The following is a 14,363-nucleotide window of genomic DNA, read 5'->3' on the forward strand; positions in this document are numbered from 1 at the left end:
AAAGTTGATCAAACAATCAAAACACTAACAAATAATCAATTAATTATTGATAAAGTAGAAACCAAAAAGAAACAATCGTATGCCCCAGAATTATACGATCTAACTGAATTACAGCGTGATGCTAACCGTTTATATGGCTTTTCAGCCAAGCAAACCTTATCGATCATGCAAAGTTTATATGAATATCATAAAGTTTTGACCTATCCTAGAACTGATTCACGTTATTTAACTGACGATATCGTTCCCACTTTAAAAGAACGTTTAATTGCCAGCAAAGGTGGTTATTATGATCAGTTTATTGATCAGATTTTAGCTAGTAAGATCAAAAAAAATGCTCATTTTGTAAACAACCAGAAAGTAAGTGATCATCATGCCATTATTCCAACGGAACAGCCAGTAATGATCGGAGCTTTTAATGATCAGGAATTTAAGATCTATGAATTAGTGATCAAACGTTTTTTAGCGGTTTTAATGCCGCCATACATCTATAAGCAAATTAATATTAAAGCTAAGGTAAATAAGGAAACATTTACAACTGCTTTTAAAACTATCGTCCAAAATGGTTGGAAAGAAATCTATGGTTCTGAAAATGAAAACGAACCATTAATTCCTTTGTTTCAGCCAAATCAGCGTTTAACAATTGATAATATCAATAAAACCAGCGGCCAGACAGCACCACCAGCTTATTTTAATGAAGCAACGTTACTATCAGCTATGGAAAACCCAACCCACTATACTAATGATCATTCTAAAGCTATTAATGCAACTTTGATCAACACTGGAGGTCTAGGAACAGTGGCAACCCGTGGCGATATTATTGATAAATTATTTAACACTTTTTTAATTGAGCAAAGAAACAATGAAATTCATGTTACTAATAAAGGTAAACAATTATTACAGCTAGTACCTCAGGATCTAAAAGAGCCTGAATTGACGGCTAAATGGGAAATGGAACTAGCAAAGATCGCTAAAAGACAACAAAATTCAAAGCAGTTTATTAAAGAAATACGCCAATATACTAAAAAGATCATTAAAGAAATCAACGACAATGATACTAAATTTAAACATGATAATCTAACTACGAAAAAATGCCCTGAATGTAATTCATTCATGTTGGAAGTTAATGGTAAAAAGGGTAAGATTTTAGTTTGTTCTAATCCTAACTGCAAACATAAAGAAACGGTATCAATCATCACTAATGCCCGTTGTCCTAACTGCCATAAAAAGTTAGAATTAGTTGGTATTGGTGATAAACAAATGTTTGTTTGTCGTACTTGCGGTTATCGCCAAAAAATGAGTGCTTTTAAAAAAGAACGCGAAGCCAAAAATAATGAGGCCCGTAGAAGTGATGTCAAAAAATATTTGCAACAACAGCAAAAACAGCAAACAGCGCTTGAAGATTCGCCATTTGCTGCATTATTAAATTTAAAAGATCAATTAAAATAGCCCTAGGGCTATTTTTTATCTAGCTAAAGAAATCGTTTCTTTTTCCGTGCCCCAAGTACCTGTCTGGACTTGTAATTTAGTCTGGTTATCATTAGCAATCGTTTCGGGAACATCAAAAATGATTTTCCCTTGTAACGTAACTTCAGGATTTATTTCTTGGTAAATAATTGAATCATCTAAATAAATAGCTCCATTAGTATCCGTTGAATATTCACTTTCACCATTTAATAATTTAAAAAAACTATCGGATACACTCAAAGCCTCTTTTTCATGATTAGTAATCGTAATATCAACAATCAAATAAGTATCTTTAGCACTAGTATTGAGATATTGATTGCCAACTGTTTTACCAGTTTCAACACGATTAACTATATAATCAACATCACCAACATTAACTAATTCACCAATCCCATATTCTTTTTCCGTTTCTTTAGTTTCACTAGTTTCCTGATCCTTTGTTTCTTTAGAATCATTTTCATCATCTCCTAAATTAAAAACAACTCCAGCCACTATAAAAACTAAAACAATACATAATATTTTTTTCAACAACGACATTTGTCTAAATTTTTTCATTTATAACCCTCCTCTTTGTAAAAATTATAAATGAATTTTGTCGCTATTTGGTATGCTGGCAGTAGACATTAATCTAAATTAAAGATCATCGTAATAGCCATTAACAATAATAATTCTAAAAAAACCGCCCCAGTTATCGTAGTAACAATGCCAATGATTTTTAAAGCTCTTGATTTAGAACTTGCAAAAAAACAGTGGTGGTGCACCCCTAAATAATTTCGAGCCATTAAAATAATCGTCATTACTACTGCAAATGAAAAGATCCGATTAAGCCACAAAGATAGCCCTGTCATCACTTTTCCATCAACTGTATATTCGCTAATCATGCAAATCAAAAATAACAGGCCATATCCAAATAACGCTAATCCTTTTTTTAACAAAGAACTAGAACGCATTCCAGGAAGATTCATTAGCAAACTAGTTAAACTTACTGTTTCCTCGTTTAAATTTAAATCATTAGCTAGTAATGAAATTGAGGCATAGCGTTTTGTTTCATCAATGTGAGTTGCTTTTAAAATTACCTTTTTTTCTTTACCAGAATATAATTTATTACCAGGTAATTGTTTCGTTAATAAAAAATTCAATAAATTACCTAAAGCGTAAATATCACTGCGCTGACTACTTTGCCCAAAGCCATATTGTTCCGGTGCCGCATAACCAACACTGCCTAAAAACTGCGTATCCTGTTTTTTACCAGCCTGAAAGTTTCTGGCAATATCAAAGTCAAATAAATAAATCTTGCCATGTTCATAAAAAATATTGCCGGGCTTAATATCTCGATGAATAACCGGTGGATCTAAGTGATGTAAACTGTCAACGATCTTTAATATTTGTTTAAAAATCGTTAAAGCTTCATCTTTACTAAGTTCATGATTATAGACATATTCTTCTAAAGTTGGTGCATTGATATATTGTTCAATTACAATTAGTTTTTGATTGATTTCTTGTACCTGATAAATTTTAGGAATCTGATTAATTTTACTTTTAAACAGCTGATAATAGATTTGTTTATTATCTAAAGATATTTCTCTTTGCAGATATAATAAATGATCTATTTGACTACGAACCAAATATATTTGTTTCGTTGGGGTTTGTTTAATTACTTCGATTTTTTCATATAACTCGCTAATGTCCATTTTTTTCTCCTTGCAATATCAAATCAACCATTATAAGATTATTATAGGTGATTAAAATGATTTCAACAAGTCGGTTATTAGAGATAATCAATGATGATAAACAGCTTTCTTTAGATCAATTGATGAAACTTGTTCCTGAAATTGATTTTGTTTCGTATTTAGAAACTTTATTACTGCAAAAAGGAATGTCTAAAAGTGCTTTGATCAAAGCAACTAATTTACAAAGAAGCTATGCTTATCAAATTTTTAACGGTCAAAAGAAACCTAGTCGTAAAAAAGTGATTCAAATTGCTCTAGCATTAGAATTAGAAATAAATGAAGCTAATAATTTATTATCTTTATCTGATAATGGCTATTTATATCCTAAAGTTAAATATGATGCTATTATTTTATTTGCTTTAAAGCATCATTATAGTATTATTGATACTAATTTTATTTTAGATATGTATAATTTACCAATTTTAGAATAATTATTTATTTTGCGCTGATTTTTTTATTTGTTCATGATAAAAATAATTAACGACTACTGGCAAGGCATCAAAAGGTCGCTTGATTGAATCATCATTAGTTAAATAATCTAATTTTAATTCTTTGCAAAATTTCTGTAATTTATTATCTAAGTTTTTCCAATAATGATAATCTTTTTGTTCATAAATATTACGATATAAAGGCAATAACTTAGGGTATTTAGCTTTGATATAATCCATGATAACCGCTTTATAGCTGCCTCTTAAATTTAAATTTTCTAACCAGATTAAATTGCATTGATCTTTCACTTTTTTAATAATTCCTTCAACATCACTGATTTCTGGAAAAATCGGTGAGATAAAACAAGTCGTACGAATCCCCGCATCATAAAAAATCTTCATTGCTTCAAGTCGCCGTTTGATTGATACTGCCTGATCCATATCTTGTCTAAAAACTTCATCTAACGTATTGATTGACCAGGATACGCGCGCATCGGGAAAACTTTTGATTAACTCTAGATCACGTAAGATCAAATCACTTTTAGTAGCAATGCTTATTTTTGCCTGACTGCCTTGCAATTGTAACAATAAAGCCCGTGTTCTTTGATAATCTTTTTCCTGAGGATTATAGGGATCAGTTACCGAACCGATAAAAATCTCTTTACCGGCATACTTTAAAGGATTTTTTATTTCCGGCCAGTATTTAACATCCAAAAAAGTCCCCCAAGGTTCTAAATGACCGGTAAATCGTTTCATAAATGAAGCATAACAATATTTACAATTATGTAGACAGCCAACATAAGGATTAGCCGAGTAATCACATACTGGTAAATCTGATTTTGATAAAATGCTTTTAGCTTTAATTTCTTTAATGATTATTTCCTTCATTTCGATCTCCTTTGAAACGATTTTTGTCTTCCCTGACTTAAAATATCCGTTTCTTTTAAATGACCAACTAATAATGGTGAAGCCGGATCATGCAACTGATAATTTTGTTTAACTTTGGCTAAATTATTATTAGCATAGCAATATTTACAGCCATTTAAACAAGTATCATAAGCACCAATATCACGACTTTCCATGCAATGACAGCCTTTTCGCATCCCTTTATGTTTCAAATTTTTAAATTCAATATCATTAGCTTTTGCAAGGATATCAAGTTTTATACAGCCTGAGCTAAAAATGCCATAATGAAGATATTCTTCATCAGTGCCACAAGTTTGTAGATAAATATTATATTTTTTTGCTACAGTCCCTAAACCATGAGCTAAAGTATCCATATCTTGTTTTGATAAAGGAATTAACTCGGGCATATTAGTTTGCAATTTTTTATACATTTCCACAAAACTAAAAATACAGCGATCAATATAAGGAGCAAGCTGTTTTGCCATTTGTTCAAATGTTTTCAAATGATATTCAATAGTATATTTTTCAGTTAATAAAACTGGATCATAGCGCCAGGCTACTCGTTTTTTTCCTACCAATGTTGAAAGTTTGATCAAAGTTTTAATACTTTGATCAATTGTAGGAACCTTTGGTTCAATATCCTTACCATAAGCAGTAATCGTATAATAAAAATAAGTATTAAAATGATCGGTTATTTCATTTAACCGCGCTAAAATCGGCTGATAATTTTTAGAACAAAAAATAACACAGTCCACTTTATCATTAGTAAGTTCATAACGAGTTACTTTATTTGTAAATAAGGGATTACGTGATAATACATAACCTTCATTAAAGCGCTGTAATAGCCATTTTGAATAATATTGCACGATATCACTTCGGCCACCGGTATTAATGATCATTTTGTCTCCTCCACAACTTTTTTAAACTCTTCTTGCATATAGTTAGAAAAAAGGCTCGTTAAGCGTACTAATTCAGCGATATCTTCATCTGATAGTCGAGCCATCGCATCTATTTCTTTGTTTGCAATAGGGGGAATGATTTTTTCAGTATATTCTTTTCCGGCTTTAGTAAAATGAATAATTTTATTGCGACGATCACTCTTTGATTCAATTAAAGTTAAATAGCCTTGTTTTAAAAACTTTTTAATAATGGCACTGGCTGTCTGTTTACTCATTGATAAACGTTTACAAATATCTATTTGTAAACAGCCTTTTGGAGCAAAATAAATAATGTCTAAAACAAATAATTCATTTACTGTCAAATTATGTTTACGAGCGCACATTTCATAAGCACTGTATTGATCATCTCTTAATTTACAATATTGATTAACATAGTTTCTAACTTGGTTACGTTCCATATTTTTCTCCTTTAATAGTCTAATATTTGACTATATTATATTACATTTGATCAATAATTACTACTATAATTATAAAAAATGGTATAGCGAATGCTATACCATTAAAAGATCTTTATTTAGATTTTTTTGTTTCTTTTTCATCGTCTTCAGCTTTTAAAGAAGCAATGATTGCCTGAGTGATTTCTTCCATGATATCAGGATGGTTAGTTAAGAAATTTTTCGCATTTTCCCGACCTTGACCAATCTTTTCACCTTTATAAGCATACCAGGCACCACTTTTTTCAACGATATCTTTTTCTACCGCTAAATCTAAAACTTCACCATTTCGAGAAATTCCTTTTCCATAAATAATATCAACCTGAGTAGCTTTAAATGGTGGAGCAACTTTGTTTTTAACAACCTTGATATTAACCTTATTTCCGACAATATCACTACCATTTTTAATCGCTTCACTACGACGAATCTCAACTCTAACTGATGAATAGAATTTCAAGGCACGTCCACCCGTTGTAGTTTCCGGATTACCGAACATGACTCCGATTTTTTCTCTTAACTGGTTAATAAAAATAATCGTACATTCTGATTTGTTTAATTCAGCCGCAATTTTTCGTAATGCTTTTGACATTAATCTAGCCTGTAATCCCATTTGAGCATCACCCATTTCCCCATCTAATTCTACTTGAGGAACTAAAGCCGCTACGGAATCGACAACAACTAAATCAATCGCTCCAGAACGAACTAGTGTTTCAGCAATTTCTAATCCCTGTTCACCGGAATCTGGCTGTGATAGAATCAATTCATCAATATTAACACCTAGATTTTGAGCATATACCGGATCAATTGCATGTTCAGCATCAATAAACGCTGCCCGTCCGCCCTGTTTTTGACATTCAGCAATTGCATGTAATGTTAAAGTTGTCTTACCACTTGATTCTGGTCCATATATTTCAATAATTCTTCCTTTAGGATAGCCCCCAATTCCAAGAGCCAGATCCAAAGTCAAAGAACCAGTAGGAATGACATCAACACTTACATCAGCACGATCACCTAATTTCATGACTGAGCCTTTACCATATTTTTTTTCAATTGCTTTAATTGCATCAGCCAATGCTTGTTCTTTTTTTGCTTCTTCTTTGTTTACTTTACTTTCTTTACTTTTTGCTTCTGCCATATTTTTTCCTCCTACTATATATATACTCCCAAAAAATCTAATTTACTTTTATTTTTTTAATTAATTTTCTAATTACAAAATCAATTGCCTGTTTCTGGATCTCTTGACGACTACCTTTTAACTGTAATTCATAAACATTAATACCATGATAAAAAATACCAATATAAACAAGTCCCACTGGTTTTCCTTCCATGGCGTCAGGACCAGCATTACCAGTAAAAGAAACACAAATATCACTATCTAATATTTGTTTACCATTGATACACATCAAAGAAGCAATTTCTTTACTTACAACTCCATATTTTTCAATAACATCATGACTAATACCTAATAGTCTTTCTTTAGTAATACTTTGATAAGTTACCAAACTACCCTTATAAACCTTAGAAATGCCAGGAATACTTCCTAGCATTGTTGCAAAATTACCTACTGTAAAACTTTCTACACTAGATATACTGATATTATTTTCGATTAAAAATTTTGCTAATTCATCCATTACATTGTCTCCATTAATATACTGCGATTTTTCATAAAATAATCAATTCCACTAATTATTGATACTACTGTAGCGATCCAGGCAAATAAATTAGCCATATTAATATTTAAAAGATTAAACGGAAAATTATTTAATAATAACATGATAATAGCAATCATTTGGGTTACTGTTTTTAATTTCCCTAATTTACTAGCCGCTACGACCACCTGCTTACTAGCAGCCGACATTTTAATGGCATCAACGACCGTATCCCGAGAAATCATAATAATAGGAATTAAAATACTAATTGTATTACTACCTGCTAATAGTAGAAAAGTAGTATTAACTAATAATTTATCGGCAATCGGATCGACAAACTTACCAAAAGTCGTAATCATCCCTTTTGATCTGGCAATCTGTCCATCGAAATAATCAGTTAATGAAGCAACGATAAAAATCAATAAAACAATTAAATCAACTATTGATATATTGGTATCTAAAAGATGTAAACTAGCTACTTCAATACCAAAATAACTATAAGGAAACATATAAATGATAATTAAAAGCGGCACCAGTAAAATTCTGGCTATAGTCAACCGATTTGGTAAATTCATTATTGCACCTGAGTTAAGATAAGTGTTTTTTTGCCACCATCATATTCACTTGGATCAATTTCAACTTGAACATCATTAATATAAACGCGATGCCCCATAAAATACCCCATAGTTAATTCTACATTTTGGAACTCATCTTTATTAAATTCTAACTCAATAGTTTCTGGAGCGGCATCTAATGAATTGCTCTTGTTAGCATCATTGTAAATTCCACTTTTAAATCCACTATATTCGCTACCATTATATGTCAATCGTGCCCATGATCTTCCAACAAATTCAATTTTTAATTTAATACTAGTTTGACCCTCAGCTAATTTAAAACCATAATTCATTTCACTATTTCTAGTAATAGTTGCTGCTGGTACATTTTCCACTGGTTTTTTATCTTCATCATCATTATCATTACTGTCATCCTGGTCATCAGTATCTTGTCTAGCAGTATCATTATTCCCTTCAACTGTTGGCGTATTGTTGTTGTAATCAACAGTATCATTAGAACGACTAGCAACAATCGTATACCAGACCACTACTATTAAAGCAATACAGATTACACCAGCTAAGACATACTTAAAATATCGTAATAAATAACGATCTTCATAAACCCTTTTATTGGAAATTGGTTTTTTTGTTTTAACTTTTTTTAGATCTTTAAAAGAATCATTAACTTTTTTAGAAATAGTAATATTTTTTTTATTTTCTTCAGCTAAACGTTTAGCTAAATCTTCCTGACGGATTTCTTCTAATTGAATTTCTTGTGTCAAAGCTTCAAAATCCCCGTCAAGTTCTTTTTCATCCAATCCTAAATATTTAGCAATTTTTCTCAAATACATTTTAAGGTATAATTCGTCACCTTTAAATTGTTCAAAATTTCCAGACTCTATATCTTTCAAGACAGCTACTGAAATAAATGTTCCTTTAGCTAGTTCTTCAATCGTAATTCCTCTAGCCTCACGCTCTCTTTTAACACGCTCGCTAATGTTTTCCATGAGCTATCCTCCTTATCTTTACAAAAACGCTTTAATAAACAAATAAATTATATCATAATTATTGTTTATGACAATAACCTAATCACATTTATTTTATGAAAGATTTTTTTTAATATACATTGTTTTTTCTTTTCCATTTTACTATATAAATATAAACTTTTAATAAACTAATGACAAGTATTTTAAACTAAAACAATTTTTTTACACATTGTAATTATACCATTATCACTAATTATTAAAACAAAAATGTAACTATCACAAAATAGTTACACCAGACCATTATAAATAAAAATAAACCTCTAAGAATCGTCTTAGAGGTCTTATTATCTTATAACAATGATTTATATAATTCTTTAATTTCAGCTACACTTGTATCTCTTGGGTTACCTGGACAACAAGCATCAGCTAAAGCACTTTCACTTAAAAAGTCTAAATCTTCTTCTTTAACAATTTCTTTTAAATCACCAGGAATTCCAACATCCATTGATAATTGTTTAACTGCATCAATAGCTGCTTTACGATATTCATCTTGATTCATTCCAGTAGTATCAACACCCATTGCTTCAGCGATATCTTTATATTTTTCACCAGTGTATGGAGCATTATATTCCATTACTGTTGGTAAAATGATTGCATTAGCAACACCATGAGGAGTATCATATAAAGCTCCAAGAGGATGTGCCATACTATGAACTAAACCTAAACCAACATTAGAGAATCCCATTCCGGCAACATATTGACCTAGCGCCATTCCTTCTCTACCTTCAGGTGTATTATCAACTGCTCCTCTTAAGTTTTTAGCAATAATTTCAATTGCTTTTAAGTGGAACATATCACTCATTTCCCAAGCACCTTTAGTAATATATCCTTCGATTGCATGAGTTAAAGCATCCATACCTGTAGCAGCCGTTAAACCTTTTGGCATTGAAGCCATCATATCAGGATCAACAAAAGCCACAACTGGAATATCATGAACATCAACACATACCATTTTACGGTCTTTTTGGGCATCAGTAATTACATAGTTGATTGTAACTTCAGCGGCTGTTCCAGCCGTAGTAGGAACTGCAAAAATTGGTGTACAAGGATTTTTAGTATCAGCTACTCCTTCAAGACTTCTTACATCACTAAATTCAGGGTTACGATCAATGATTCCAACTGCTTTTGCAGTATCCATTGATGATCCACCACCAATTGCAATAATATAATCAGCCTTAGCCTCATGTAAAGCATCTACGCCATGTTGTACATTTTCAATTGTAGGATTAGCTTTGATATCAGAATAAATTTCATATTCCAATCCTGCTTCATCTAATAAATCAGTTACTTTTTTAGTAACCCCAAATTTAATTAAATCAGGATCTGAACAAACTAATGCTTTTTTAAACCCACGTGCTTTTGCTTCATTAGGAATTTCATTAATTGCTCCTTTACCATGATAACTTGTTTCATTCAATACAAATCTGTTTGCCATTTTATCTATCTCCTTTGTCTTTAGCTATATTTATTGTATCACCCATGTGAAAATAAAAACAAGTTACAAATGTAAGCGTTTGTAACTTTTTATCTACTTCATTATATAAAACTGAGCATATTTTTCTACACTCAGTTTTTTCTGTCTTCTAACCATCCAAAAACAAAAGGAAAAATCATTTAAAATAGCTCCAGCAAAGTTCACATATAAATCTCTTCTTTGCATAGTTTATATGCAACTGCTATCATACCTGTGACATTTCTACGCTTAGACTAATTCCTAATAGAAGTATCATCATTGCTATTAAATAGCATCGCTAAATAGTTGTTACTAATCTATTTGCACAGCTCGGTATTTTTCGCTTTTATTAGATATTCTAATAGTTTAGGTGTACTTGCTAAAAAGCTCATTTAACAAGAATGTGTTCAACGACTATTATTCAGTTTTCAATATACTCATATAAAAGTATCTTTATTGTCCTTTACATTTTATGGTTCACTTAAACAATTGTTTTTTACATCATTTTGAAACTTTTACTTTTTAATTTATTAAATGATGAATACATAGATAAATTACTGATGAACTCATCTCTAATTTTAAATACTTATTTACTGCAATAGCCAAAAATCTTCATTAATATTATTATTAGAGTTAATCTGTCTGTTTAAGATAAGCATATAACAATGATGTTCTATAAACATTTTCTTTCTTCATCAAATTAGAAAACACAATCATTATTGATGATGCAATAAGGCACATCATACTGTTAGAAAAGAACACAAACAAGAAATTACTGGTGATCAAGATTATAGAGAGAAGCCAATCGCTTAAAGAAAAAAAACATTACTAGTCTATCAAAACAATAATGAGGTACAGGAAATATTAAAATATGCACATAAGGTATAAAAGAGTATGAAAAAATAAGAAAAAGAGAAATACAGGCAAATGTAGCTGAAACTAGATTAAAAAATGCAAAACACCTAAACTCAAAAAAATTATTCATTGCATTTTTTTAATAAAAGTCTATAATATTTATAGAGAGCAGGATAATAGGGTAACTCTTAGGAGTTGTCTTGTTGAAATGTTTTCTAGAATTAAGAAAAAACCTCTAATGGTGTCCTCGATAGGTTGCTTTAATTAGAGGCTTTTTTATTTTTACCTTTTAGATAATCATAAATTCTTATTAATCTTCTTAAATTTGTACGAATACTAGATTTTGATTCTTTTAAAATATCTTCATTTTCAATAAATTTATTTTTCAAATAATTTTCTAAATCTTGCAAAACAATCTGATTTTCTTCTAAAAAAGCAATATATAATAATTCTTTATCCAAATCCAATTTCTGATTTAATACATCTTTTATACTTGTTTGAGGATGTTTTTGTCGTTCTTTTCTTATTGTATTTGAAATAATATCTTCAAAACTATTTATAATTAGCTTATCAATATTATCAATAAAATTATATTTTTCTTGATATAAAGAATTGATAGGTAACGTACCAGACATTTGTTTTGCCAATTCTGGTGCATAAGATAATAAATCTTTTATTTCAAATTTTAAATCATTCATAACGATATTTCTATACCATTGATTCGAAGTAACTCCCTTTAAACCATTAAGATTAACTGTTTCAGTTGTACCAATAGACATAACTAATTCATCATTAGAAATCCTTTCATCATCAATCATTGCTACTTTAATATTGTTAGTTGGTTGATTGGTCAATGTAAATAAATATAATTCATCTTTTAAAATTCTCAGCAAACGAACTGGAATTTTCATTTTTTTCTTTCCTATTGCATTATATAATAATGAATAATCAGATAATGTAATTTTTGTCATAGTAAGTAATTTATTGTCATCAAATGCAAATATAGATTCTCCAATTTCATATTTCTTTATTGCTGGATCATACTCAACAAATATGAACTTATATTTAAGCAACTTTACTTGTTCTTTTGTCATGCATTTTACAATAGAACTTAGTATATCTCTTATATTAGTATCTGATAATGAATACCCCATAAAGATTATTGGATATTCCATAAAAATTGTAAGCAACTTTGCTGCCAAATATTCACGCTTTTCTTTAAATTCTTTATAATCTTTTTCATTGATAATTATAGACTTAGGTTCATTTAATGAACCATGAATTTTATAAACTTCAGCTATTCCCTGAAGCTGGGAAAACAAAAGAGCTTGTTGACCGACGTACACTTTGTATTCAGATAAATAAGTTTCAAAAAAGAGATCATAATTTGTAGTAATAATTCCTGCAATAGATTTTTTTGCAATATTATTTAATAATGTAACCTCATCTTTAAATTTAGATTGTAAAGTTGATTTTTGTTTTAAATGATAACTCATTTCAGCTTTAAATGGAGAACAACCATCAGATACCTTTTGCATGTATGCTTCATCCAAAGTTCGTATATTTGAATTTGAAAACCATTCCTTATTAAAATCTTCTTCTATTAAAGAAGCAATTTTCGGATTTATACCATAAGGATTGTCTGTAAAAGATGCTTTATCCTCATAAGAACGAAATGCAAATGAATCTTGATTAAACTTATCCACCATCTCTTGCAAAAGATTAGTCCAATTAGGAAGATTATAATATCTTCTTGATAATCCAGAACCAATAAATAAAAATGGAATCGTATCTAATTGTTCAATTAATTCATCTATTGTAATAGCCATATTTTTCACTCCTCTTTAGCTTATCATTATACAATGTTTTTTATATAGAAACAAATATAAATAGTTTGAGTTTAAATGTTTTGCATTAATATTTTCAACAGCATAACACTAACTGGTATATTTTCTGTTTTCTTATACCATTCTTACTGTTTTTTCCTTCTTTTTATTTTTTCAAGCTAAAAAAAGTGTCATTTTTATGACTTTTTAAAGTTTATTGCAATACCCATATAAAAATAAAACATGATATAAATGTGATCGTTTATAACAATTTTAAGATTCAAATAACGCTATCAAATATATTAATTATTTTACGCTTTTTTAAGCTTCACGTATCTTTTTTTCTTAATCAGCTTTTTCATTTTATACTTATTATTGGATTTTTAAAGATGCAATTAAATAAAAAATTAGAGTGCAACTGTCAAAGCAACTCACAGTTTCTAAGCTTTTAATTAAATGCAAACTAGAAATGGTAGTAAGAGCAACTAATTTTAAATTACAATAACATTAGGATGATATTAATTATTAAAAATCGAAAAGGAGGAATTTTGAAGCAAATATAAATCAACTAGTCTAAATAACTATATATAAAAATTTACTTCAAAACATAAATCAAATGAAAAAATATTTAAAGAATGTTAAAACAACTTTTATTATTAGTATATTATTATATTCTTGTGCTGGTTTCATGTCAATCTTTTTATCCTATGTATGTCAGGTTGTTTATGATGCTGGAGCCAGTAGAAATATGGAAATGTTTTATCATAGTATCATCATCACTATTATTTTTATTGTCATGAATTTTAGTATTTATTTATTACGGGGAATATTTCGATCATTATATTTAAAAACCGTCATGTTTAGTTTAAACCACGATGTTTTTAATAGTATCTTAAAATATAAATTAAATGATTTTCTAAATAAAAATACTACAGGCTGTTGACAAAGTCGGTTTTTTAAACCGCTTTGCCATACAGCCTTTTATATTTTCCGAAAAATGATAAAAACAGTGTAATTTTGAACTTTTTCATTTTAAATCTCTCATATTTTGGTATTGCT

General features: G+C 29.6%; 14 protein-coding genes. 3 read left to right on the forward strand and 11 right to left on the reverse strand.

Features of this window, described 5'->3' with window-relative positions; all coding sequences use genetic code 11:
* A partial coding sequence (locus J7M77_RS04530; protein WP_296876441.1) for a DNA topoisomerase occupies nt 1-1,446 on the forward strand: 1,446 nt, incomplete at its 5' end.
* Between the two features lie 15 nt (nt 1,447-1,461).
* Here J7M77_RS04530 and J7M77_RS04535 read toward each other — a convergent pair.
* Together J7M77_RS04535 and J7M77_RS04540 are read right to left on the reverse strand one after the other, a co-directional pair.
* Nucleotides 1,462-2,019, reverse strand: a complete 558-nt coding sequence (locus J7M77_RS04535; RefSeq protein WP_296876444.1) for a DUF4352 domain-containing protein — start codon at nt 2,017-2,019, stop codon at nt 1,462-1,464.
* 68 nt (nt 2,020-2,087) lie between these two features.
* Nucleotides 2,088-3,155 (reverse strand): protein kinase, encoded by a 1,068-nt coding sequence (locus J7M77_RS04540; protein ID WP_296876446.1) that lies wholly within the window; start codon nt 3,153-3,155, stop codon nt 2,088-2,090.
* 56 nt (nt 3,156-3,211) lie between these two features.
* Here J7M77_RS04540 and J7M77_RS04545 point away from each other — a divergent pair, with 56 nt between their 5' ends.
* Complete coding sequence (locus J7M77_RS04545) at nt 3,212-3,625, forward strand: helix-turn-helix transcriptional regulator (RefSeq protein WP_296876449.1); 414 nt, start codon at nt 3,212-3,214, stop codon at nt 3,623-3,625.
* On the opposite strand, the gene J7M77_RS04550 is transcribed toward J7M77_RS04545, so the two are convergent.
* From J7M77_RS04550 to J7M77_RS04590, 9 genes are all read right to left on the reverse strand, one after another.
* Nucleotides 3,626-4,510 (reverse strand): radical SAM mobile pair protein B, encoded by an 885-nt coding sequence (locus J7M77_RS04550; protein WP_296876452.1) that lies wholly within the window; start codon nt 4,508-4,510, stop codon nt 3,626-3,628.
* Complete coding sequence (locus J7M77_RS04555; protein WP_296876454.1) at nt 4,507-5,427, reverse strand: DUF1848 domain-containing protein; 921 nt, start codon at nt 5,425-5,427, stop codon at nt 4,507-4,509. The genes J7M77_RS04550 and J7M77_RS04555 overlap by 4 nt, the downstream gene beginning before the upstream one ends.
* Nucleotides 5,424-5,885 (reverse strand): MarR family winged helix-turn-helix transcriptional regulator, encoded by a 462-nt coding sequence (locus J7M77_RS04560; protein ID WP_296876456.1) that lies wholly within the window; start codon nt 5,883-5,885, stop codon nt 5,424-5,426. Before J7M77_RS04560 ends, J7M77_RS04555 begins: the two co-directional genes overlap by 4 nt.
* A gap of 112 nt (nt 5,886-5,997) precedes the next feature.
* Nucleotides 5,998-7,056: a recombinase RecA gene (recA, locus tag J7M77_RS04565; protein ID WP_296876458.1), complete on the reverse strand. Its 1,059-nt coding sequence runs from the start codon at nt 7,054-7,056 to the stop codon at nt 5,998-6,000.
* Nucleotides 7,057-7,093: 37 nt separating this feature from the next.
* Nucleotides 7,094-7,552, reverse strand: coding sequence for a CinA family protein (locus J7M77_RS04570; RefSeq protein ID WP_296876460.1), 459 nt, complete (start codon nt 7,550-7,552; stop codon nt 7,094-7,096).
* Nucleotides 7,552-8,145: a CDP-diacylglycerol--glycerol-3-phosphate 3-phosphatidyltransferase gene (pgsA, locus tag J7M77_RS04575; protein WP_296876462.1), complete on the reverse strand. Its 594-nt coding sequence runs from the start codon at nt 8,143-8,145 to the stop codon at nt 7,552-7,554. The genes J7M77_RS04570 and pgsA overlap by 1 nt, the downstream gene beginning before the upstream one ends.
* The gene (locus J7M77_RS04580) at nt 8,145-9,131 is read right to left on the reverse strand and encodes a helix-turn-helix transcriptional regulator (RefSeq protein ID WP_296876464.1); all 987 of its coding nucleotides are present in this window, start codon (nt 9,129-9,131) and stop codon (nt 8,145-8,147) included. The genes pgsA and J7M77_RS04580 overlap by 1 nt, the downstream gene beginning before the upstream one ends.
* A gap of 328 nt (nt 9,132-9,459) precedes the next feature.
* Nucleotides 9,460-10,605: a lactaldehyde reductase gene (gene fucO / locus J7M77_RS04585; protein WP_296876466.1), complete on the reverse strand. Its 1,146-nt coding sequence runs from the start codon at nt 10,603-10,605 to the stop codon at nt 9,460-9,462.
* Nucleotides 10,606-11,738: 1,133 nt separating this feature from the next.
* The gene (locus J7M77_RS04590) at nt 11,739-13,307 is read right to left on the reverse strand and encodes an SIR2 family protein (RefSeq protein ID WP_296876468.1); all 1,569 of its coding nucleotides are present in this window, start codon (nt 13,305-13,307) and stop codon (nt 11,739-11,741) included.
* A 613-nt stretch (nt 13,308-13,920) separates the two neighbouring features.
* Between J7M77_RS04590 and J7M77_RS04595 the strand changes: the two genes are divergently transcribed.
* Nucleotides 13,921-14,247, forward strand: coding sequence for a hypothetical protein (locus J7M77_RS04595; protein ID WP_296876470.1), 327 nt, complete (start codon nt 13,921-13,923; stop codon nt 14,245-14,247).
* Nucleotides 14,248-14,363 lie beyond the last annotated feature (116 nt).

The sequence above is a fragment of the Thomasclavelia sp. genome (assembly GCF_017889095.1).
Lineage (GTDB): Bacteria > Bacillota_I > Bacilli_A > Erysipelotrichales > Coprobacillaceae > Thomasclavelia.